We start from the raw sequence: 21,104 nt of genomic DNA on the forward strand, positions 1-21,104 counted from the left end.
AACACTTTTTTAAAAAATTTTTTATTTTTTTGAAAGTTCATTTATTCACTGGCAACTTTCAGTTTTTAAATTGAATTTTTAAAATCCTTTAGATAGTTCTCTAATTTCTTTTTCATTTTTGTTTTTCCTAGACATCTTCTGTTTACTAGTAATGCTTCATATTGTTCTTTTTCTTTTACGGTTAATTTTTCTTTAAAACGTTTTAATGCATCTCTCAGAACAACCAGCTCATCCAAATATATTTTTCTTGATGAAATTCTGTGACTAATTTCTCCAATTTCAATATATGGAAGTCTATTAATTTTTCTCTTATCACTTTCCTGTTGTCTTATTTTATCTTTAATATGATTTCTAAATTTTGTTTTGAAATATGTATAAAGTAATTCTTCATTTGTTTCAATTTCAGGATTTTTTTGATAAAGTTCAAACAGAGTTAGCTGACCTTCTTGTTCCCAATCATCCTTTTCCCATAATTGAATATAATATTCTTTTTCACATTTTCTTACGATATATTTTACTTTTTGATACATTTTATTAAATTCCATAAGCTCTCCTTTACTTTTATCTGTATTTTATAAAAATAAAGAAGCCCATTGGACTTTTTTTCTATTCTGCACGTTTTTTTAACTATTTGGTTATTATTTTTGATTATTTTGTCCAAATACACAAAAAAACTGCCACTTGGTGACAGTTTATCGATAGTCCGTACGGGATTCGAACCCGTGTTACCGCCGTGAAAAGGCGGTGTCTTAACCCCTTGACCAACGGACCATTTTTGCAACATATTCTATTATACAGAATATTTTTACTCTGTCAACACTTTTTTAATAAAAAAAGAAGGAAATATTTTCCTTCTTTTGAATTAGTTGTTTTCTTCTAATTTTGACTTAATCTCATCATATGATAGAGGTTTTGCTTCTTCTTCTAATTCATGCTCTGAATTTTCAGGCATTTTTCCTGTTTCGTACAATGATTTAATTTGAACACTATCCAAGGTTTCATATTTTAATAGAGCTTCCGCAATTAGTTTATGCGTTTCTCTATTTCCTTGAATAATTTCTGCCGCTTTATTACGGGCTTCATTCAACAAACCACGAACTTCTTCATCAATTTCGTAAGCTGTTTGTTCTGAAATCATTTTTTGTGGGCTTTGAGCACCAAACATTGCATGATTTCCTTCATATTGGACCGGTCCAAGTTTTTCACTCATACCATATTCTGTCACCATTGCACGCGCCATTTGGGTAGCTTGTTCAAAGTCATTTGAAGCACCCGTTGTTTGCGAATTGAAAATAATTTCTTCAGCAACACGTCCTCCCATGAGCCCAGCTAATTGTTCTTTCATATCTTCTTTAGAAAGTAACATTTGATCTTCTTTAGGAAGGGCAATCATGTAACCGCCTGCACGACCACGTGGAACAATAGTAACTTTATGAACTACACGAGCATTTGATAAGACCAGACCAACGATTGTATGACCAGCTTCGTGATAAGCAACCATTTCACGTTCTTTTTGTGAAATCGTCCGATCTTTCTTAGATGGACCTGCAATAACACGATCTTCTGCTTCATCGATATCAGCAGCATCAATTACTTTTTTATTTCGACGAGCTGCAACCAAGGCTGCTTCGTTCAAAACATTTTCGAGATCAGCACCGACAAATCCTGGTGTTTGTTGAGCAACCAATTTCAAGTCCACATCTTGAGCAAGTGGCTTATTCTTAGCATGAACACGAAGAATTGCCTCACGACCTTTCACATCTGGACGTCCAACTAATACTTTACGGTCAAAACGGCCAGGACGAAGAAGGGCAGGGTCAAGGACATCAGAACGGTTAGTTGCTGCGATAACAATGATTCCTTCGTTGCCTTCAAAACCATCCATCTCAATCAAGAGCTGGTTAAGGGTTTGTTCACGTTCATCATTTCCGCCACCAAGACCTACACCACGTTGGCGCCCAACAGCATCAATTTCATCGATAAAGATAATGGCTGGTGCTGCTTTTTTAGCATCTTCAAAAAGTGAACGAACCCGGCTAGCACCGACTCCGACAAACATTTCGACGAAGTCAGAACCAGAGATACTAAAGAATGGTACTCCAGCTTCACCAGCTACTGCTTTTGCTAAAAGGGTTTTACCAGTTCCGGGAGGGCCTTCAAGAAGCACACCTGCTGGGATTCTTGCACCCAATTTAGTAAAGCGTTTTGGATCTTTTAAAAATTCAACAACTTCAACAAGTTCTTGTTTTTCTTCTTCAGCTCCTGCTACATCTGAAAAACGAACTTTAATATCTTCTTTATTAGCAGCGCGGGCTTTATTACGACCAAAGTTCATTGCACCTCTGGCACCTCCGCCACCGCCTTGGTTCATCATTGAGAAGAAGAAGAACATGACGATAACAAATGGAACAATTGAAGTCAGAATGGTTATCCACATGCCACTTGAGCTCTCACGCTTAATGGTGATTTCTGCTTTGTGGTCAGTTGCTAATTTTTGTAATTCATTGACGGTGATATCTGATGGAAGGATAACACTAGTAAAGCGAGATACTTTTTGAACACTTGGGGTAAAAAATTGAATTCCAGTATCATCTTTTGATTCTTTAGCTTTATTATAGGTCCCTGCAATTTCAATCACACTACCATTTGGTTGGTAACTGATCGTTTTTACATTGTCATTTTTAATTTCTTTGACCAATTCTGTGTAGTTGATTTGCTGACTTTGACCAACTCCATTACCCGCAAAAAAGTACTGGAATCCTGTCACAGCCGCTACAATAATCAACAAATACAGAAATGGATTTCGAACAAAACCGTTATTTTTTCTGTTATTCATCTAGTCTCCTCTATTTTGAGTACACTTCCTCTTTTAATACACCAACATAGGGTAGGTTACGATAATTTTCATCATAGTCTAAACCATATCCGACAACAAACTCATTTGGAATCGTAAAGCAGGTGTAATCTGCTTCGATCTCAACCAAACGTCCTTCAGGTTTATCCAGTAAGGTAGCAATCTTTACAGATGCTGCATTTCGTTCTTCAAAGAGTTCTTTTAGACTCTTGAGAGTTTTACCTGTATCGATAATATCTTCTACAAATAAAATATCTCTACCAGTAATATCTTGGTCGATATCCTTGATAATATTAATAATACCTGAGCTTGCCGTACCACCATGATAACTTGAAACCAGCATAAAATCCAATTCAATATGTGTATCCACGTGGTTGATCAACTCTGCCATAAATGGAACAGAGCCTTTCAAAATTCCAACAAAAATTGGATTTTTTCCTTGGTACTCTTTTGTTAGGGTTTCACCCAATTTCTTTGCTGCTTCTACAATTTCATCATGTGAAACCAATACTTTTTTTATATCTTTTTCTAACATGTTTTTACCTATCTATTTTTTGAATATAAAGACTACCTTTCATTATACCACTTTTTGAGGGCTTACTCAAATCACTCGTTACCAATCCCACTACAGAAAGAATATTATGATTCTGTTCTATAATGAGAGCTTTTTGCCGAAGCGAAATTGGAATTTTATGGTTGATAAACCACCGTCTTAATTTTTGATGATGGCCATTAACAAGCAGGTGATCTCCTTCCTTTCTCCCTCTAATTAAGATGGGAGTTTCGCGTGAAACAGAAAGAATTTCTACATTTTCCCCTACTAATGGTTGTCCAAAAGATAGTTTATAATTTGCAATTTCAAAGATATTCCCAAATTCTAACAAAAATGGAAGGGGTTGGTCATCCGACTTTTGACTGATTTTTTGTATTTTAAAGAAATCATATTCTTGATGTAGTTCATAATTCGACTTTAAATAATGAACGCAATTTCTTTTTTTTCGCAGTAAATCTAATAATTCTTGAAACTGGGCCCTACCAAGTTGCAAATCTGGAAATTGTGCCAGATACTCTTCTAATAAGAATGATTGTACAGAATGAGAATACGTTCTAAAAGAAGCTAAATCTTGAATGCTTAACTTGCTAGTCAATTCTTTTAGTGCTTGGTGCCAATGATTCACTTCCTCTGCTAAATAGCGAAGACTTGCTTGCATTTGGGGATTTTCTTTTTCAAATTCTGGAAGGTATTGATGGCGTACACGATTTCGAAAATAGTCCTGTGAGTCATTGCTACTGTCTTCAAAGTGAGGGATTTTCATCAACTCATCTTTGGTAAAAGTTAACAAAGGACGAATTAACTCACCCTTGCCAAATGGTTGGCGTACAGGAATGCCACTTAAATGGCGTAATTTTGTTCCTCGTACCAAGCGCATGAAAGTTGTTTCAGCCTGATCGTTTGCATGATGACCTGTTACTAAAGCGGTGCAATCCTCTTTTTCCATAATCTGTTTAAAAAAATCATAACGAAAGGTACGAGCTTTTGCTTCTGTAAAATCACCCAAATAGTGAGCCACATGAATACGTGTCTCTCGCCTATCAGCTAGTGTTCGAAGTTCACTTTCTTCCAAATCTGATTCTGGTCTTTGTCCATGATTGACATGAGCGAGTACCAGATGGATTTTCAATCGTTCTTTATTCTTATATAAAAGTTCATACAGATTCATTGAATCCAATCCACCAGATAAGGCAACTAAAACACGGCAATGGGGAGTAAATAGATCTTGTTTTTCACAAAACTCTAAAAATCGCTTTTCCATTATTTCAATACCTCATAGATATCTTTTGAAATGTTGGAAATCGTATCATAATTCGAATGATCTGTAAAAATGGCTATTACATAGGGTGAATTTGTGTATACAATCGCAACATCATGTCTAAAATCATAGGCATCTCCGATTTTATGAGCAACTTTTACTGGAAGGTCACGCGCAATCCGTTGATCATCATATTTTGTAGAGGAGAGCGCATCAATAATAGGGCCATTTTGTTGATAGACAGCCTCCATGACATTGCCAGCCATTTCAGCGGATGCTTCTCTTTTTTCAACATCCCAATGTTTCTTTGCAATCTTATCCAACGTTTTTTGGAAGTCTTGATCTGATTGATGAGTGACATAATAATTCAAGATATTATGTCCAACATTATCTGATTCTTTTGCAATTTTATCTACCAACTCTTGAACACTATATTCTTTTCCATCTGGTGTTTTTGAAAGGCTACCACTTCCTTCTGGTTCATAGCCACCTTTGAAATCATTGACTTCTGGAATATATTTGTAGGTTGTAGTTGGGGAAATGGCTTTTTTATTAAGCTGTTCTTGGACGTAGTACAAGTATGGTAATTTCGTTACACTGGCAGAATACATTTCTTTTTGCGGATTGATTCCAGCAGTATTTCCAGTCTCTAATTGTTTTACATAGATTCCATACGAAGGAGAATTGTATTTACTATTTAACAAGTCCTGGACTTTTTCCATTCGATTATCTTTTTCAGTAACGAATGCTTTGTTCACCCAGCCCTGACCTTCAATCTCCACAAACTCATCTCGTAAAGTCTTAGCTGTACGTAAGACTGTCACTTTTGTATAAGGAGAAAGAGGTGTATTTTTTTCTTTTGCACCATTTATTAATGGTCGATCATACACTTTAAAACCAGGTTTTAGCCACATGTCTTGTTTTTTTTCTTGTGTTTCTTGTACAACATCAGAAAAAATGACAGAAGAATCTGCTAATACATATCCTTTATCTGCTATTTTAAATACAGCTTTCCCTTCATCATTTACAAAGAGTTGTTCGATTGTAAACGGTGTGTTGGGAAGAATTTCTCCTTTTGCTTTTTTCAACTGAGGATCAGAAAAAACAGAAATTTTGCGATAGACATTAGGGTTCGCTGGAATTGAAGAAAAATAAAGTTCTGATGGATGAGCCATTGTCTGAGAAGACTCAGACTGCTCGATACTCGCTGCTTGAGACCCAATAAATAAAATTGGAACTAACAATAGGAGCAGAAATCGTTTAGACACCTGTATTCCTTTCCTTTTCATCCTTTTGAAGTTTGATCATTTGGTTTTTCTTTTTTAATTCCTCTAATTTTTCATCCGAAAATTCAAGAAATTGTTTAACTATTTGTAAGATATTTTCCATCGGTTATTGCGGGAGTAAATCTGGGATGGTATAAACATATTCACCATCTTTTGAAAAAGAATACTTAGCGCGTGCATATTTTGTTGCATAATCATCGTCTTTTAATTTTTTAGCGATGTCTTGTTGGTATTCTTTTTGTTCACTTGTTTCTTTATACTCTTTTTCCAACTGTTTGTATTGTTCTTTTTTATCTTGTAGCGATTGATAGCTCTGGGCTAAATTATAAGTTGGAAGAATAAATAGTAACATGACCAATATCAAGACGAGTCCCAGAAAACGATTGCGTTTTTTTCTTTCTTCTTCTAAAAAACGTTTTCGCTGACTTTCGTCTTTGATATATTTATTGTTCATTTGAACGATATTTTTAGGCATCTTCTTCTATCCTTGTTTCACTAATTATTTCATACATTTTGGATGCATCTTCTTTTTTTGTACTATCCAACATTTCCAAGACTTTAACCGTCAATACTTTATTTCCAAAACGAACTTCAATTTGATCATTCACTTTCAAATCCGTTGAACTTTTGGCTAATACTCCATTGACTTTGATTCGTCCTTTATCTGCAACTTCCTTTGCAACAGGACGACGCTTAATAATGCGAGAAACTTTTAAATATTTATCTAATCTCATACTGTCACCTCTAACATAGTATTGTATCATTTTTTATACATAAAATGCGAAAAATGAGCTAAGAACTGCTAGTCCTTTTCTTTTTCCTGTTTAATTTCCAATAAGGTTTGACCAAATTGCTTCAGAGCTTCCAAAATTTCAAAATCTTTCTTATTTCGAATATCGAAGATCACTTCAATCAATCCCTTTTCTTCTGCAATCTGTGCCTTTAACTGTGTCATTGACAGAGCTTTGAAATAATCCTGTGTTAAAAACAGTTGTTTGGCAATAGGTTCAAATTTCACTGTCACTTTTTGTTGTTTTCTTTCAACAAGACGGACAAAGACTTGATCCAAGTAAGCTTTCACTAAACCAATTTCAAGTAGGTAGGCGACAACATCTGGGTATTCTCCAAAACGATCGATCAATTCATCTTGCAAGTATTCATAGTCCGTTGCAGAATTCATTTCACGAATTTGTTTGTAAATTTCAATTTTTTGACGTTGATCTGAAATATATTCATTAGGTAAATACGCATCTATTTGAAGGTTCAACTCTGCATTGCTCTTTTGCCTGCGATGCTCTTGGCCTTGTTTCTTAGCAATAGCTTCTTCTAACAATTGAGAATACATTTCAAAACCAACTGAATCGATGAAACCAGATTGAGAAGCTCCAAGGATATTCCCTGCTCCACGGATTGATAAATCTCGCATAGCAATTTTAAATCCAGAACCCAACTCAGTAAAACCTTTAATAGCTTCTAAACGTTTTTCAGACACTTCTGTAAGAGATTTGTCTGGACGATACATCAAATAAGCATAAGCAATTCGATTGCTTCGTCCCACACGACCTCTTAGTTGATAAAGCGTTGAAAGCCCCATATGATCCGCATTTTCAATAAAGAGTGTATTGGCATTTGGAATATCCACACCTGTCTCAATAATGGTTGTCGTCACTAAGACATCGTATTCGCCATTAATGAAATCCAACAGGGTATTTTCCAGGCGAACTTCACTCATCTGGCCATGAACAAAGCCAATCGAAGCCTCTGGAATCAACTCTTTTAATTCAGACACCTTTTGTTCAATTGTATCTACCTTATTGTAAAGATAATAGGCCTGTCCTCCACGATCCATCTCCCGCAACACAGCGTCTCGAATAATGGTTGGATTGGTCTCTAATACAAAAGTTTGCACAGGATACCGATTGGTCGGAGGTGTTTCGATGACAGACAAATCTCGAATTCCTAGCATAGACATATGAAGAGTTCGAGGGATAGGGGTAGCTGTCAAGGTAAGCACATCTACCTTTTTTTTCAATTCTTTCAAGGTTTCTTTGTGCTTCACTCCAAAACGTTGTTCTTCATCAATCACGATTAAGCCTAAGTCTGAAAAAACAACATCTTTGGACAAGAGTCGGTGAGTTCCAATAATAATATCCACTCGTCCTTTTTTCAACTTTTCAAGCGTTTCTTTCTGCTCTGCCTTACTCTGGAAACGACTTAAAACAGCAACTTCTACTGCAAAAGATTCAAAACGCTCCTTAAAATTGGCATAATGTTGTTGGGCAAGAACAGTGGTAGGAACCAGCACTGCTACTTGTTTATGATCATTTACTGCCTTAAAGGCTGCTCGCATAGCGACCTCTGTTTTCCCAAAACCGACGTCTCCAACCAGCAATCGGTCCATCGGACGATTCGATTCCATATCTTTTTTAATTTCTTCAATGGAACGTAATTGGTCATCTGTTTCAATATATGGAAAATCTTGTTCAAAAGCCTCTTGGTTTTCATCATCTTGGGAATAGGCAAAGCCTTCTAATTGACTACGCTCCGCATAAAGTTTTATCAAATCATCCGCAATGTCCTCCACCTGGGTCTGAACCTTTTGCTTCGTTCTTTGGAAACGCCCATCATTTAACTTGTTAATTTTTGGCGTTTTTCCATCACTTGCAACGTATTTGGACAACATCTGAATCTGATCGACAGGAATCGAGATGCGATCTCCATTTTGATATTGAATTGAAACATAATCACGATGGACACCCGAAATTTCAATCGTTTCAATTCCCAAATATTGACCAATACCATGAACTTGGTGAACAACATAGTCCCCTTTTTCCAGTTCATTATAATTTTTTAGGCGTTCTGCATTGGAAATATTTTGCCTGCGAATCTTTCGTTTGATCTTTTTCTGATAAATCTCTGATTCTGTAATGTAGACAATTTTTTCATCAACAAATTGAAAACCGTGAGCTAGTCCTCCAACAACTAATTGACTAGCTTGAGGAATGATCGTATCCCCATTAATATAATCTAATCGAATCCCATACTCTTCTAAATTTTTATGGAGCTGTTGAAGATTGTGATGAGAAGTTGCTTGGATAATAACTGTATAGTTTGATTTTCGATACCGTTCAATTTCCTCTTTTAGTAAATCAAATTGTCCAAAAAACTCCTGCATGGGATATTGATTGAATTGATACAAATGATCAAACTTCAGATTTCCTAATCCTTTTTGAAAGTTTGAAAAATAAGTTGCAGGCGTATATTTTCGTAATGTTGTACTGGTGTCTGCAAAATACACTTGGCGAGAAGAAGCTCTATTTTTATGTAAATCTTCCGTCAAGAGATTAGCTGTATCTAGTTCAAATCTCGCTATTTGATCTGCTATTTTTTGATAATCATCCAGAAAAACAGGAGTGTGTTTAGGGAGATAATCGAATAGGGTATATTGCTTCTCGTAAAAGAAACTAATAAATTTTCTAAGATCCGGATGAAGTTTCCTTTGAGAAATATCTCCTAAAATTTCTGCTAGATAAGATTTAAATTCTTCATTCGCGCTCTGTTCTTGCAATTGTTCGATTTGCTGCTGACCACGTATAAAATCTTCCTCTTGCAACAATAGATCACTCACTGCCTTCAGTTGAACTTCTTCAACATTTTCAACAGAACGCTGACTTTCTGGGTCAAAGATTCGGATTCCATCAATCTCATCTCCGAAAAATTCAATCCGATAGGGTTGGAGTTGGTCGATCTCAAAGATATCTAAAATATCTCCTCGTAGACTAAACTCTCCCTGTTGCAAAACTTGGCTCACCTTTTGGTAGCCAATCTTCTGTAATGTTTCACTCAGAGTAGTTAAGTCTATTTCTTGACCAACCTTCAATTGAAAAATGCTAGATGCAAAAACTTTAGGAGAAGGTAATAGTAGTTTTATACCACTCACATTGGTCACAAGGATACCTTGACGATCCTCTTGACATAAAAAGTGCAAAGCCTCTAATCGTGAAAATTGCCTTTCTTGTGAAGCAAAAACAAATTCTGCTAAAGGGTTATCATCTCCCAAAAATGTATGGACTTTCTCTTCTCCAAGTAAAGCAATAAAATCACTGGCCAATCGTTCTGCTTCGTTATAACTGGAAGTAATGAGGACTGCTTTTTCAATAGAATCAAAGGCTGAAGCCATTACAATAGCCTTTGTGGTCGCAGACAATCCTAAGATCAATTCCCTATTATTTTTTTGCAAACCTTGTTGCCAGGATAGAAGGTTGGAGTTTTGACTCACTAAATCAATTACATTCATCTACTTACCCGTTGTATTTCTGCATGCTTCTTTCAAAATTTTCTTCTACCAAGTAATCGTTAACCGCTTCTTCTACTCGATCGATTGTTTGTAGAATAGTGATGTAATCGTCTTTATCAAATTTTCCTAATACATGATGAACAACTGACATGCCCTGCTTAGGTCTTCCAATTCCAATCTTAATTCGATAAAAAGTCTGAGTTCCAATATGATTGATAATCGATTTGATTCCGTTATGACCTCCAGCTGATCCTTTCGCTCGAAGACGAATCTTGCCAACTTCCATATCTAAATCATCGTAAATAACCAAAAGATCTTCAATATCCAGACCATAATAAGTCAGAAGGGCATGGACTGCTTTTCCACTCTCATTCATGAAAGTGGTCGGCTTTACAAAATAGACCTTTTCTCCATTCAAAAATGTTGAGGCGATATCAGCTTGAAAAATCTTATCATGGGAGAAAGTAAGATTTAAAGACTTTGCCATTTGATCAACTAACATAAAGCCTACATTGTGTTTGGTTTCAAAATACTTATCACCTGGATTTCCCAATCCAACAATTAATTTCGTCATCTCTTTCCTTTCAAAACACTAAAAGGGTTGGAAATATTTTTTCCAACCTTTACATCTTTTTAACTCTCTTATACATTAAAACGGAATTCCATGATGTCCCCATCTTGGACAACATATTCTTTTCCTTCTTCGCGCAAGCGTCCTGCTTCTTTTACAGCCTTTTCAGAACCGTATTTGACCAAATCATCATAGGACATAGTCACGGCACGAATAAATCCTTTTTCAAAATCGGAGTGGATGATTCCAGCTGCTTGAGGAGCTTTCATGCCACGTTTGAAGGTCCAAGCACGCACTTCTTTTTCACCAGCTGTGAAATAAGTGCCAAGTCCCAACAAGTGATAAGCTGCACGCGTAAGTTTATCAACTCCAGACTCTGCTAGGCCAATCGCCTCTAAAAATTCTTGTTTATCTGCATCATCTAGCTCAGAAATTTCTTCCTCAGCACGCGCAGAAATCACCACGACTTCCGCATTCTCTGTTGCCGCAAAGTCACGAATTTGCTTCACATACTCGATAGAATCTGGATCTGCAACAACATCTTCATCCACATTGGCTACATAAAGAACTGGTTTGGTAGTCAAAAGGAAAAGTCCTTTCACCACTTTTTGTTCTTCCTCAGTGAATTCAATGGTCCGAGCTGATTTACCATCTTCAAGAACTGGTTTGATTTTTTGTAGAACATTAAATTCCGCAACAGAATCCTTATCTTTTTGTGTACGAGCGATTTTTTCTACACGCGCATAGCGTTTATTGACAGACTCTAAGTCAGCTAAAATTAATTCTAAATTGATGGTATCAATATCTGCTAGCGGATCAACAAAGGCATCTTCACGACCTTGCTCCCGCATGACATTTTCATCATCAAAAGCACGCACTACATGGACAATGGCATCTACTTCACGGATGTTAGCCAAGAATTTATTACCAAGTCCTTCCCCTTTAGAAGCTCCTTTCACAATCCCAGCAATATCTGTAAATTCAAAAGTAGTCGGAACTGTCTTCTTAGGAGTAATCATTTCCGTCAATTTTTGGAGGCGTTCATCTGGAACTTCTACCATCCCAACGTTTGGATCAATGGTCGCAAAGGGATAGTTTGCGGCCTCTGCTCCTGCTTTTGTAATTGCGTTAAATAGGGTTGATTTACCAACGTTTGGTAAGCCAACGATACCTGCTGTTAATGCCATTTTTCTTTTTCTCCGTTCAAATTTCAATCTCTTTTATTATAACATAATTCAAAAGACAAGTGATGAAAAATGAAATATTTCATCACCTTTGAAACTAGATTTTTTCATCAAACTGTAACGTTCTAAAAAGATAAAAATGGTATACTATATTTAACAATGAACAAAGGAGTTTTTCAGATGAAAAAACAAACATGGAAATCTATTTTTCTTTCTTTAATCGCTATCTTTACTCTCTTTCTTCTTGGAGCTTGTGGACAACAATCTGTTCAAAAATCCTATCTTCAGGCAATCAACCAAGAAAAGAAAACAGATGTTCGTATTACACTAGAACATAAAGGTGATAAAGCGATCAGTAACCAAACCACCACTACTATTTATTACAAAGAGGCGGGAGTTACGAAAGATCAATTAAAGGAAATGATCGATAAATATGATGAAGAATACAAAGATGTCAAAGGATTTACACATTCTGCTGAATATAAAGATGATTATATGGTTGAAAAAACAACACTAAATTATGAAAAGGCAGACTTAGATCAGCTAATTGAAAAGAAATTAGTAACGACACAAAAAGATAAAAAAGTCGACTATATCAGCTTCAAATCAACTTTTGATATGATGAAACAGGGTGGTTTCAAAGAAGTTAAAAATGGAAAATTTGAAGAATTAAAATAATCGAAAAGGTTCGGTCACATAAGTGACTGAACCTTTTATAGTACTTTCTTCATTTTCTGTTCAAAATCATGGCGACTCATCATGACCACATGATCACAATTGCTACACTTGATTTTTATGTCTGCACCAAGTCGCGTAATTTCCCAACGATTTGCCTTTTTGCCTGTTTCTTTAATCACACAAGCGTGAGGCTTTTTCATTTCTACAAAATCACCTAACGTATACATGATTCACCTTTGTTAATTTGTGCGAACTGGCGTAATCAATTGAATGAACCCTTGTTCATTTCCTTCTGGAACCAATGTAAACGGTCTAACAGAAGAAATAAAACGAATAACAACTTGTTCACTGTCAATAGCTTTGAGCGCTTCAATCAAATAAGTTGGATTAAAGCTAATAGACAAATCCTCTCCTGAAACGGCGCTCGTATCGATCTCTTCATTTACTCGCCCAACTTCTGGTGAATGAACGTGAGAAGAAACCACTCCATTTTTGAACTCTAATTTAACCGTTCCGTTTTGAGTCGCATTTGAAAGAAGACGAGCACGCTCCATTGCAAATCGAAGGTTGGCCACATTGAAGGTTGCCTCTGTATTGAATTCTGTTGGAATGAGACGGTCTGTATCAGGATAATTTCCTTCTAGCAAACGGGTATAGAAACTAATGTGTTCACTTCTAAATAGGATTTGATTGTTAGCAAAGAAAACCTCAACTGTTTCAATATCATCAGAAAAAACAGAGGTGAATTCACGAAGAGAGCGACTTGGGATGACAACATCAAAGTTGTCTCCATTTTTCTCCAGTGTAATCACTTTTTGACTCATACGGTGAGAGTCTGTTGCTACTGTTTTTAGCTCTTTATTATCCGATAGAACAAAGTGAACACCTGTCAAAATTGGCCGACTTTCTTGTACACTTGCTGCAAATGCTGTTTCATTAATTAATTGTTTTAATAATTTTGTTTCCAAAACTAATGGATTACTTGCAGCAATTTCTTGAATCCGTGGATATTGATCTGCATCTTTTCCTTTAAGTGTAATTTCTGATTTTCCACTTGTTAAAAGAACCTGTTTTTGTTCAATCTCTTTAAAATCTAAAGTAACATCTGGTAAACTTGAAACCACATTAATAAAGAAAGTTGCTTCTAATAAAATAGAACCTGGAGAGGTCACCAATAAACCAGCATTTTCATCTTTAATAGAAATAAAGTTTTCAATTGAAATTTGGCCATTTGATCCAGATAAGGCAACTCCTTCTGGAGTGACATCAATTTTTATCGTGGAAAGGATTGGGATAGCATTTTTTGAACTGATCGCTCTTTTGGTAGTATTTAGTGCTTGTAAAAATAAAGTTTTGTTAATAGAGAAATTTATCATGGTCATTCCTTTTATTTATTTTATGATTAGTAAGTTAATAGTAATAGTAGGTTGTGTGGAAGTTGTGGAAAACTCTCAGAATCCTGTCTATGACTTGAAAAGTTACTTGTTTAAAAATTGTGTATAACCCCTAGAAGTTAAGAGGAAGTTATCCACAGATTAATTTAACTTTTTCTTGATACTTTGAATTTCGAGTCTTAGATTATCATCTGTGTCGACCATACTTTTAATTTTTTCATAGGCATGAATGACAGTCGTGTGGTCTTTCCCACCGAATTCTTTTCCGATTCGAGGAAGTGAGTTGTCCGTCATCTCTCTTGAAAGATACATAGCTACTTGTCGTGCTAGGACAATATTTTGAACCCTTCGCGAACCTTTGATTTCTTTTACACTGACTCCATAAAAGGCTCCAACTGCTTCCTGAATTTTTTCAATGGGGATGACAAGCGTCTTGCTATTATCGTTTTTACGAGCTCGAATAGCTTCAGCAGCAACATCGATCGTAATTTCTTTTAGTTTTTTCACCTTCGCCATTAAAGAAATATCATTTAAGGCACCTTCTAAGTCTCGGACATTTGAATCAAACTGACCTGCTAGATATTCCAGTGTGTCATTAGGAAAAATATAGTCTAGATCTTCAATTTTATTCCGTAAGATGGCAATCCGAGTTTCAAAATCAGGTGGTGTTATATTTTGCGTTAGTCCCCATTTGAAACGAGTAACCAGCCGCTCTTCAAGACTATCTAAATGATCCGGACTTCGATCGCTTGTTAGAACAATCTGTTTGTTGTCGCTATGGAGGGCATTAAAGGTATTAAAGAATTCCTCTTGAGTCGTGACTTTTTTCCCGCCAAGTGACTGGATATCATCGATTAGTAAAAGATCAAGACTTCGATAGGTATTCTTGAACGTCTTCATTTCTCCTAATCGAAGGTGTTCTAAAAATTCATTAATAAAGGTTTCTGCTGGGACATACTTAACCCGTGCATTTGGAATATTTTCTAGGATTTGATTTCCAATTGCGTTCAATAGGTGAGTCTTTCCAAGCCCTGGTCCACCATAGATAAAGAGAGGGTTGTATGTTGTTGCAAGATTTTCAGAAACTGCAAGCGCTGCTGCTTTCGCCCAAATATTTCCATCCCCTTGCACAAAATTATCAAAGGTGTACTTTGATTTCAGACCTGTATCAATTTTAGGCAACGGTTCGGTTGTTAAGCTACCTGAAGATAATCTCCTATTCTCACTGATATGACTACTAGGAATTTCTTCGGTATCTTCAAAAACGAAATGGAACTTCAAATCTGTATTGTAGACTTCAAAGCTGGCTGTGATCAAAGCATTTTTTAGATTTGTTTCCCAAAATAATTCTTTATAATTTCCATCAAGATAAATGGTAGCCGTCTCTCCATCGATTTTTACTAATTTTGAATCGGCGACAAAAAAATCATAGGCACTATCTTTTAGTTGTAATTGGGCTAATTCTAAAAAACGAGACCAAAATTGCTCTTCTTGTGACACTATCAGACTTCCCTCCTTTTCTTGAATTGTATCAAATCATACGTACTCCTATTCTACCACAAACAAAAATAGTTTTCCACAGGCTAAATTTCATGAAATTAAATTATAGTTTTAAACTTTTTCCACAAGTTGTGGATTTAAATTCACATTGTTTTTAAAAGTTATCCACAAAGTGGGGATAACTAGTGAATATCCTTATTTTTCTGCTATTTACAAAAGATTTTTATGGTGGAAAAGCTTGTCAATACAAAAAATAAAAATAACAGCCTTATTTAAGGCTGTTGATAATTCGTTGGTATTCATCAAGACTAGAAAAAGAAATTTGGATAGTTCCTTTATTTTGAGAAGAGGAGTGTATCGTCACATCTGTTCCTAATATTTTTTTCAATCGTTGTTCCTCTTCTAGTAGGAAGCTCTCTTTTGCTTTTTTATTTTTCTGTTTTCTTTTTGAACTGATCTTATTTTCTAATGTTCGAACATTTAAATGGTCCTGTTTGATTCGCTCCAACCAAAAGCGCTGCTCTTCTTCATCAAGAGGAACAAGAACACGCGCGTGAGCCGAAGAAATATCATTTTGAATGACTGCTTCTTGAACAGAGGGAGCTAGATGTAACAAGCGAAGCATATTGCTGATATAGGGTCTAGATTTCCCCATAAATTGAGCGATTTGGTCGTGCTTATAGCCATGATCAACGAGCTTCTGGTAGGAGATAGCTTCTTCAATTGGATTGAGATCTTCTCGTTGAAGATTTTCAATAATGGCTTGTCGCATCATTTCTTGATCTGTTAACTCTTTAATAATCGCAGGAACAAGCTCTAATCCAGCAATTTTTGAAGCTCTAAAACGTCTTTCACCTGCAAGCAATTCAAAACCAATTATTGGAGATTTTCTGACAATAATTGGTTGAATTAAGCCATTTTCTTTGATTGACTGAGCCAGTTCTTCTAATTTTTCTTGATCAAATACTTTTCTTGGTTGGAAAGGATTGGTTCGAATTTCCTTTACCGCTATTTTTTCTAATTTTTCCATCTTATGAATAGAATAACACACCTTTACAAATTCGTAAAGGTGTGTTTACAAGTATGTCAAGAAAGTGAAAGTTAATCGCTCAGATCCTCAGTTGATTTTGTCAACTTGATAGAAGTTGTTTGTTGTTTTCCATCACGATAGAATGTGACCTTGATCGTATCATTGATTTGGTGAGAATAGAGGGCGGATTGTAAATCTGCCGTTGACTCGATATCTGTATCATCGATCTTTGTGATGACATCATAACGTTGCAATTTATCTGAAGCAGGCATATTTTCAAGTGTTGAACGAACTAGTACTCCTCCAGAGATTTTTTCAGGAAGTTTTAATTGGCTTAAATCAGAAGTTGAAAGGTTGGATAAATCCATCATTTGGATTCCAAGAGCTGGTCGAACTACTTTTCCTTTTTCTTCTAGTTGCTTGATAATATTGACAACATCATTTGCAGGAATTGCAAATCCCATTCCTTCTACTGAAGTTTGTCCGTTATTTGAAATTTTACTTGAGGTAATCCCAATGACTTGTCCTTGAATATTGATTAATGGACCTCCAGAGTTTCCTGGGTTGATGGCTGCGTCTGTTTGTAGGGCGCGTGTAGAGATATTTTGTCCATTATCGGCTTTCAATTTCACATTGCGGCCTTGGCTGGAAATAATTCCTTGGGTAACAGAATTAGCATAATCTGTTCCAAGAGGGCTACCAATTGCAATTGCAGTCTCACCGACTGTTAATTGGTTTGAATCTCCGAATTCAGCTACTGCCTTTGCTTTATCCGCACTAATACGAACGACTGCAATATCAGAATAGACATCTGACCCAACTACTTCTCCGGGGACTTTATTCCCATCTGCTAAAAGAATATCTACTTTTTTAGCACCATTGATTACATGGGTGTTGGTAACAAGGTAGGCATATTTTCCTTCTTTTTTATAAATGACCCCAGAACCTTCACTAGAAATTTGTGAATCAGAGTTTTCTTCTTTTTCAAATAACCCTTGATTCGAAGAATCAGAATAAGTAATCACAGAAACTACAGCATTTTTCACCTTATCTACGGCCTCACTAGTTGAGGTTGTATTTTTATAAGCTGTTTTAACAGTGGTTGAGTGTACTTGCTTACTTTCAGTATTTGAAGTAGAAGAATGAGAGGTTTGTAAGGTTAAAAAGGTTCCAAGAATCCCACCTAGAAAACCTACAACGAAAATAAGGGTTATGTTTCCAAGTTTTTTCAGTAAATTAGATGAAGATTTCATATTTTCCTCCTAAGGATATCAAATTGTCTAAAGTATAGAAAAACTTTCTTAATTATATCTTAAATAACTAAAGTTATCCACAAATTGTGGATAAGTTGTAGAATTTAGTTGAGAAATGGCTTTAAAAAGGACTTTATAGAATAGATTTCCTTTCTATAGCTGTGGATTATTTGTGGAATTGAAGAATTATGCTACAATAAGGGAATGAAAATTAAATTGATAACCGTTGGAAAATTAAAAGAAAAATACTTAAAAGATGGGATCGCGGAGTATATTAAAAGGCTTGGTCGATTTGCAAAAGTAGAACAGGTTGAGTTAGTTGATGAAAAAACTCCAGATCGTGCCAGTCAACTCGAAAATCAACAAATCCTTGAAAAAGAGGGGGAACGAATTCTCTCTAAGATTTCAGATAAGGAATATGTGATTGTATTAGCCATCGAAGGAAAACAATTTCCTTCAGAGAAATTTAGTCAAACGATTGACCAGATTATGACATCTGGTTATTCAAACCTTACTTTTGTTATTGGAGGCAGTCTTGGTCTGTCTCTTGAAGTGAAAAAAAGAGGAAATCTATTAATGAGCTTTGGTCAATTAACTCTTCCTCATCAGTTGATGAAATTAGTGTTGGTGGAACAAATCTATCGTGCTTTCATGATTCAACAAGGGAGTCCTTACCATAAATAACCTTGACGCTCCTTCCTTTTTCTGCTAAAATGAAGTAAGTTCGGTCTCATAGCTCAGCTGGATAGAGCATTCGCCTTCTAAGCGAACGGTCGCAGGTTCGAATCCTGCTGGGATCAAATGAAAGATGCAGCTTTTGCTGCATCTTTTCTTTTATGTAAAAATGTATAAATTTTCATTGTTTATTAATTTTTGTATACTTCACTATAGACAAATAGTAATGGAATGATTTATTAGGCATATTTTAAAAAAGAACCAATAATCCCTATATAGTGCAAAGTGTAGATTATATAAATTGTGTAAAATAGTTTTCATTCATGTAACAAAAACATTAAAAACATTACAATTTTACCTATTCCCTTTAATTTTAGGCTATTTTATATTATAATTTTTTGTATATAAAATTTTATTTTTTTATAATAATACTAAAGTATAATAAAATAGAAAAAACAAAGTGGGAGAATTTGTGTGATTCAGTCATTAATCTTGTCTTTTCTCTTGGGAGGGATCATTGTTCTGACGTTTGCATTAGTGGACGAAAAAATCTATCAGGAACATCAATTTGCATTTATCTTTCTGCTGAGCACCTTTGTTCTTCTTTTTGAAAGTCTCTTAGTATTTTTAGATGTGACTTTATTTTCAAATATTCGACTCTCTGATTTAAATATGCTCTTATGGCCGGTTTATTTATATCCTTATTATCATTATGCCAATCGGACGAATCGCTTGTGCGCCATTTTTTATTCTTTTTTTACTTATTTAGCGGTTGAAGGAACAGCAACTTTTCTGACGATAATTGTCTCTTCAGTATTGGGGGATGCTGTTGTAGCAGCTTACTCGATTGTCTACAATATGTGCATTCGTTTGCTTTCTTTAGGAATCATTTTGAAGTTAATTGACCTATTTGAATTTGATTTCACTCCTTTTTATGAGAAAGAATTTGAAAAATATTTAAAGAGACTCATCTGTGTTTATTTTGCTATATTTGTAGTGATTAATTTTGCTTTATGGATTAGTGAACAAGCGCAATATAAAAATTTTGGGAGTATGTTGGCAACGATTTGTTTTTTCTCTTTTTTAGTCAGCTTATTCCATATGAAAATCGAGCGAGATCAGTATCGTAAAAATTTAGAACTGGAGTATAAAGAATTTTCTGAGCAACAAATGAGTCGGTATATGGCTGAAATTCAAAGTCTCTATTCTATTGTTAGGGGATTTCGTCATGATTTGGGAAATTTAGTTATTTCTATGTCATTAGCTATTGAGGAAGAAAATATTCCAGAAATACAGAGAATCCATAGAGAAGTATTGGAAAAAGGTTATAAAGAGATCAATACAGAAGCATTATCAGGATTCAACTTGGTCAATATCAAAGATTCTGCTTTACGAAGTATTTTGATTCGAGGCTGGTTGGATGCAAGAGATGCTGGGGTGGAAATGACCTTTGAAACGAGTGAACCAATCGAGCAACTACCAGTTGATTTATTAGATATCGTGAGAATCGTTGGGATTCTAGTGACAAACGCTTTGGAAGCTTCAAAAGAAGCAGAAGAAAAGAAAGTTCATATTGCTATTTTCTCTATTTCAAAAATTGTTTACTTAGTGATTCATAATACAACAAATGAAATCACTTTTGATATTAGAAAAATATATGAAGAAGGCTATTCAACAAAAGGAGAAAATAGAGGACTAGGATTAAATAATGTGAGAAAAATCTTAGCAAATTATGGAACGATGTTTTTAGAAACGGAATTGCAAGGAAATCGTTTTTTACAAGTTTTGAAGATTGGAGGATACGAACAAGAATGAAGATTTTTTTATTAGAAGATGAGCTCTCTCAACAGATACGGGTAGAAAAACATATTGCAGAAATTGCTAAGGAATTAGAAATTAAACTTGAAGTGATTTCTACCGGTAAAATTTCGGAATTTGAAAATTATATCCAGCATTCGGATATCCACCAATTATATTTTCTAGATATTCATATCCAAGACAATGAGTATTGTGGGCTGGAAATTGCTCAAAAAATACGAGAAGCAAATCCTTATGCCATTATTGTTTTTATTACTACAAAATCAGAATTTGCTTCGATTACCTATCGTTATAAAGTATCTGCCTTAGATTTTATTGATAAAAATTTGAATGAAGATTTATTTAGATTAAAAATTAAGGAGTGTATTGAGTATCTAACGACTATTCAAATTGGAAATGATGATTTGACAGATTATTTTGAGTATGACTTTAAAGATAAAAAGATAAAAATTCCATTTAAGGATATTCTTTATATTGAAACTGTTGGTTCGGCTTATAAATTAAACTTAGTTGGGAAAAATTTTCAAAAAGAAATTGCGGGAAGTTTATCAGATGTCTTGGAGAAAGATGTGGAGGAGAGATATTTCAGTCCCCATCAATCTTTTATCGTGAATAGAAGTATGATCATTGGAATGGATAAGAAAAAGAAACAGCTACTGTTGAAAGAAGGCTATTCTTGTCCAATCTCAAGAAGCAATATCAAACGTGCCAAAAAATTAATTGAAGAGCAAAATTTAGAATTTAGTGCTTGAC

General features: G+C 35.2%; 20 protein-coding genes and 2 tRNA genes. 5 read left to right on the top strand and 17 right to left on the bottom strand.

The window, feature by feature from the left end; all coding sequences use genetic code 11:
• Positions 1–65: 65 nt before the first annotated feature.
• The 12 genes from HMPREF3002_RS01400 to ychF form a co-directional block, all read right to left on the bottom strand.
• Positions 66–545: a sigma-70 RNA polymerase sigma factor region 4 domain-containing protein gene (locus HMPREF3002_RS01400; RefSeq protein ID WP_070587616.1), complete on the bottom strand. Its 480-nt coding sequence runs from the start codon at positions 543–545 to the stop codon at positions 66–68.
• 154 nt (positions 546–699) lie between these two features.
• Positions 700–771: transfer RNA gene (locus tag HMPREF3002_RS01405), tRNA-Glu, on the bottom strand.
• 91 nt (positions 772–862) lie between these two features.
• Complete coding sequence (gene ftsH / locus HMPREF3002_RS01410; RefSeq protein WP_070664919.1) at positions 863–2,836, bottom strand: ATP-dependent zinc metalloprotease FtsH; 1,974 nt, start codon at positions 2,834–2,836, stop codon at positions 863–865.
• Positions 2,837–2,846: 10 nt separating this feature from the next.
• Positions 2,847–3,389, bottom strand: coding sequence for a hypoxanthine phosphoribosyltransferase (gene hpt / locus HMPREF3002_RS01415; protein WP_003018402.1), 543 nt, complete (start codon positions 3,387–3,389; stop codon positions 2,847–2,849).
• A gap of 4 nt (positions 3,390–3,393) precedes the next feature.
• Positions 3,394–4,668, bottom strand: a complete 1,275-nt coding sequence (tilS, locus tag HMPREF3002_RS01420) for a tRNA lysidine(34) synthetase TilS (protein ID WP_070664921.1) — start codon at positions 4,666–4,668, stop codon at positions 3,394–3,396.
• Entirely contained in the window at positions 4,668–5,933 is a 1,266-nt protein-coding gene (locus HMPREF3002_RS01425; protein WP_371106567.1) for a serine hydrolase, read from the bottom strand. The genes tilS and HMPREF3002_RS01425 overlap by 1 nt, the downstream gene beginning before the upstream one ends.
• Positions 5,926–6,054 (bottom strand): SP_0009 family protein, encoded by a 129-nt coding sequence (locus HMPREF3002_RS11260; protein WP_256263403.1) that lies wholly within the window; start codon positions 6,052–6,054, stop codon positions 5,926–5,928. Before HMPREF3002_RS11260 ends, HMPREF3002_RS01425 begins: the two co-directional genes overlap by 8 nt.
• A gap of 3 nt (positions 6,055–6,057) precedes the next feature.
• Complete coding sequence (locus HMPREF3002_RS01430; RefSeq protein ID WP_003009251.1) at positions 6,058–6,426, bottom strand: FtsB family cell division protein; 369 nt, start codon at positions 6,424–6,426, stop codon at positions 6,058–6,060.
• On the bottom strand, positions 6,419–6,685 hold the full coding sequence (locus tag HMPREF3002_RS01435) for an RNA-binding S4 domain-containing protein (protein WP_003002258.1): 267 nt from the start codon (positions 6,683–6,685) through the stop codon (positions 6,419–6,421). Before HMPREF3002_RS01435 ends, HMPREF3002_RS01430 begins: the two co-directional genes overlap by 8 nt.
• 68 nt (positions 6,686–6,753) lie before the next feature.
• Complete coding sequence (gene mfd, locus HMPREF3002_RS01440; RefSeq protein WP_070664925.1) at positions 6,754–10,248, bottom strand: transcription-repair coupling factor; 3,495 nt, start codon at positions 10,246–10,248, stop codon at positions 6,754–6,756.
• Positions 10,249–10,252: 4 nt separating this feature from the next.
• The gene (pth, locus tag HMPREF3002_RS01445; RefSeq protein ID WP_003009246.1) at positions 10,253–10,822 is read right to left on the bottom strand and encodes an aminoacyl-tRNA hydrolase; all 570 of its coding nucleotides are present in this window, start codon (positions 10,820–10,822) and stop codon (positions 10,253–10,255) included.
• 68 nt (positions 10,823–10,890) lie between these two features.
• Complete coding sequence (gene ychF, locus HMPREF3002_RS01450) at positions 10,891–12,006, bottom strand: redox-regulated ATPase YchF (protein ID WP_049475054.1); 1,116 nt, start codon at positions 12,004–12,006, stop codon at positions 10,891–10,893.
• A 177-nt stretch (positions 12,007–12,183) separates the two neighbouring features.
• Here ychF and HMPREF3002_RS01455 point away from each other — a divergent pair, with 177 nt between their 5' ends.
• A complete protein-coding gene (locus HMPREF3002_RS01455; RefSeq protein WP_031574824.1) occupies positions 12,184–12,681 on the top strand; it encodes a DUF1307 domain-containing protein in 498 nt (165 codons plus the stop codon).
• A gap of 35 nt (positions 12,682–12,716) precedes the next feature.
• Here HMPREF3002_RS01455 and HMPREF3002_RS01460 read toward each other — a convergent pair whose 3' ends face one another.
• The 5 genes from HMPREF3002_RS01460 to HMPREF3002_RS01480 form a co-directional block, all read right to left on the bottom strand.
• Entirely contained in the window at positions 12,717–12,908 is a 192-nt protein-coding gene (locus HMPREF3002_RS01460; RefSeq protein ID WP_003002008.1) for a DUF951 domain-containing protein, read from the bottom strand.
• Between the two features lie 12 nt (positions 12,909–12,920).
• On the bottom strand, positions 12,921–14,057 hold the full coding sequence (gene dnaN / locus HMPREF3002_RS01465) for a DNA polymerase III subunit beta (protein ID WP_021154169.1): 1,137 nt from the start codon (positions 14,055–14,057) through the stop codon (positions 12,921–12,923).
• A 159-nt stretch (positions 14,058–14,216) separates the two neighbouring features.
• A complete protein-coding gene (gene dnaA, locus HMPREF3002_RS01470) occupies positions 14,217–15,575 on the bottom strand; it encodes a chromosomal replication initiator protein DnaA (protein ID WP_070664927.1) in 1,359 nt (452 codons plus the stop codon).
• Between the two features lie 268 nt (positions 15,576–15,843).
• Positions 15,844–16,605 (bottom strand): ParB/RepB/Spo0J family partition protein, encoded by a 762-nt coding sequence (locus HMPREF3002_RS01475; protein WP_070664929.1) that lies wholly within the window; start codon positions 16,603–16,605, stop codon positions 15,844–15,846.
• 71 nt (positions 16,606–16,676) lie between these two features.
• A complete protein-coding gene (locus HMPREF3002_RS01480) occupies positions 16,677–17,858 on the bottom strand; it encodes a serine protease HtrA (RefSeq protein ID WP_045760067.1) in 1,182 nt (393 codons plus the stop codon).
• Between the two features lie 204 nt (positions 17,859–18,062).
• On the opposite strand from HMPREF3002_RS01480, the gene rlmH reads away from it, so the two are divergent.
• The 4 genes from rlmH (at position 18,063) to HMPREF3002_RS01500 (ending at position 21,103) form a co-directional block, all read left to right on the top strand.
• On the top strand, positions 18,063–18,542 hold the full coding sequence (gene rlmH / locus HMPREF3002_RS01485; protein ID WP_045760066.1) for a 23S rRNA (pseudouridine(1915)-N(3))-methyltransferase RlmH: 480 nt from the start codon (positions 18,063–18,065) through the stop codon (positions 18,540–18,542).
• A gap of 42 nt (positions 18,543–18,584) precedes the next feature.
• Positions 18,585–18,658: transfer RNA gene (locus tag HMPREF3002_RS01490), tRNA-Arg, on the top strand.
• Positions 18,659–19,007: 349 nt separating this feature from the next.
• Positions 19,008–20,348, top strand: a complete 1,341-nt coding sequence (locus tag HMPREF3002_RS01495) for a sensor histidine kinase (RefSeq protein WP_070664931.1) — start codon at positions 19,008–19,010, stop codon at positions 20,346–20,348.
• Positions 20,345–21,103: a response regulator transcription factor gene (locus tag HMPREF3002_RS01500; protein ID WP_003009229.1), complete on the top strand. Its 759-nt coding sequence runs from the start codon at positions 20,345–20,347 to the stop codon at positions 21,101–21,103. The genes HMPREF3002_RS01495 and HMPREF3002_RS01500 overlap by 4 nt, the downstream gene beginning before the upstream one ends.
• Position 21,104 lies beyond the last annotated feature (1 nt).

The sequence above is a fragment of the Streptococcus sp. HMSC065E03 genome, assembly GCF_001815045.1.
Classification (GTDB): Bacteria; Bacillota; Bacilli; order Lactobacillales; family Streptococcaceae; genus Streptococcus; species Streptococcus parasanguinis_AD.

Excerpts from the sequence above, each read along its gene's own strand:
- HMPREF3002_RS01400 (WP_070587616.1), bottom strand. The coding sequence starts at position 545 with ATGGAATTTAATAAAATGTATCAAAAAGTAAAATATATCGTAAGAAAA.
- ftsH (WP_070664919.1), bottom strand. The coding sequence starts at position 2,836 with ATGAATAACAGAAAAAATAACGGTTTTGTTCGAAATCCATTTCTGTAT.
- hpt (WP_003018402.1), bottom strand. The coding sequence starts at position 3,389 with ATGTTAGAAAAAGATATAAAAAAAGTATTGGTTTCACATGATGAAATT.
- tilS (WP_070664921.1), bottom strand. The coding sequence starts at position 4,668 with ATGGAAAAGCGATTTTTAGAGTTTTGTGAAAAACAAGATCTATTTACT.
- HMPREF3002_RS11260 (WP_256263403.1), bottom strand. The coding sequence starts at position 6,054 with ATGGAAAATATCTTACAAATAGTTAAACAATTTCTTGAATTTTCGGAT.
- HMPREF3002_RS01430 (WP_003009251.1), bottom strand. The coding sequence starts at position 6,426 with ATGCCTAAAAATATCGTTCAAATGAACAATAAATATATCAAAGACGAA.
- HMPREF3002_RS01435 (WP_003002258.1), bottom strand. The coding sequence starts at position 6,685 with ATGAGATTAGATAAATATTTAAAAGTTTCTCGCATTATTAAGCGTCGT.
- mfd (WP_070664925.1), bottom strand. The coding sequence starts at position 10,248 with ATGAATGTAATTGATTTAGTGAGTCAAAACTCCAACCTTCTATCCTGG.
- pth (WP_003009246.1), bottom strand. The coding sequence starts at position 10,822 with ATGACGAAATTAATTGTTGGATTGGGAAATCCAGGTGATAAGTATTTT.
- ychF (WP_049475054.1), bottom strand. The coding sequence starts at position 12,006 with ATGGCATTAACAGCAGGTATCGTTGGCTTACCAAACGTTGGTAAATCA.
- HMPREF3002_RS01455 (WP_031574824.1), top strand. The coding sequence starts at position 12,184 with ATGAAAAAACAAACATGGAAATCTATTTTTCTTTCTTTAATCGCTATC.
- HMPREF3002_RS01460 (WP_003002008.1), bottom strand. The coding sequence starts at position 12,908 with ATGTATACGTTAGGTGATTTTGTAGAAATGAAAAAGCCTCACGCTTGT.
- dnaN (WP_021154169.1), bottom strand. The coding sequence starts at position 14,057 with ATGATAAATTTCTCTATTAACAAAACTTTATTTTTACAAGCACTAAAT.
- HMPREF3002_RS01475 (WP_070664929.1), bottom strand. The coding sequence starts at position 16,605 with ATGGAAAAATTAGAAAAAATAGCGGTAAAGGAAATTCGAACCAATCCT.
- HMPREF3002_RS01480 (WP_045760067.1), bottom strand. The coding sequence starts at position 17,858 with ATGAAATCTTCATCTAATTTACTGAAAAAACTTGGAAACATAACCCTT.
- rlmH (WP_045760066.1), top strand. The coding sequence starts at position 18,063 with ATGAAAATTAAATTGATAACCGTTGGAAAATTAAAAGAAAAATACTTA.
- HMPREF3002_RS01500 (WP_003009229.1), top strand. The coding sequence starts at position 20,345 with ATGAAGATTTTTTTATTAGAAGATGAGCTCTCTCAACAGATACGGGTA.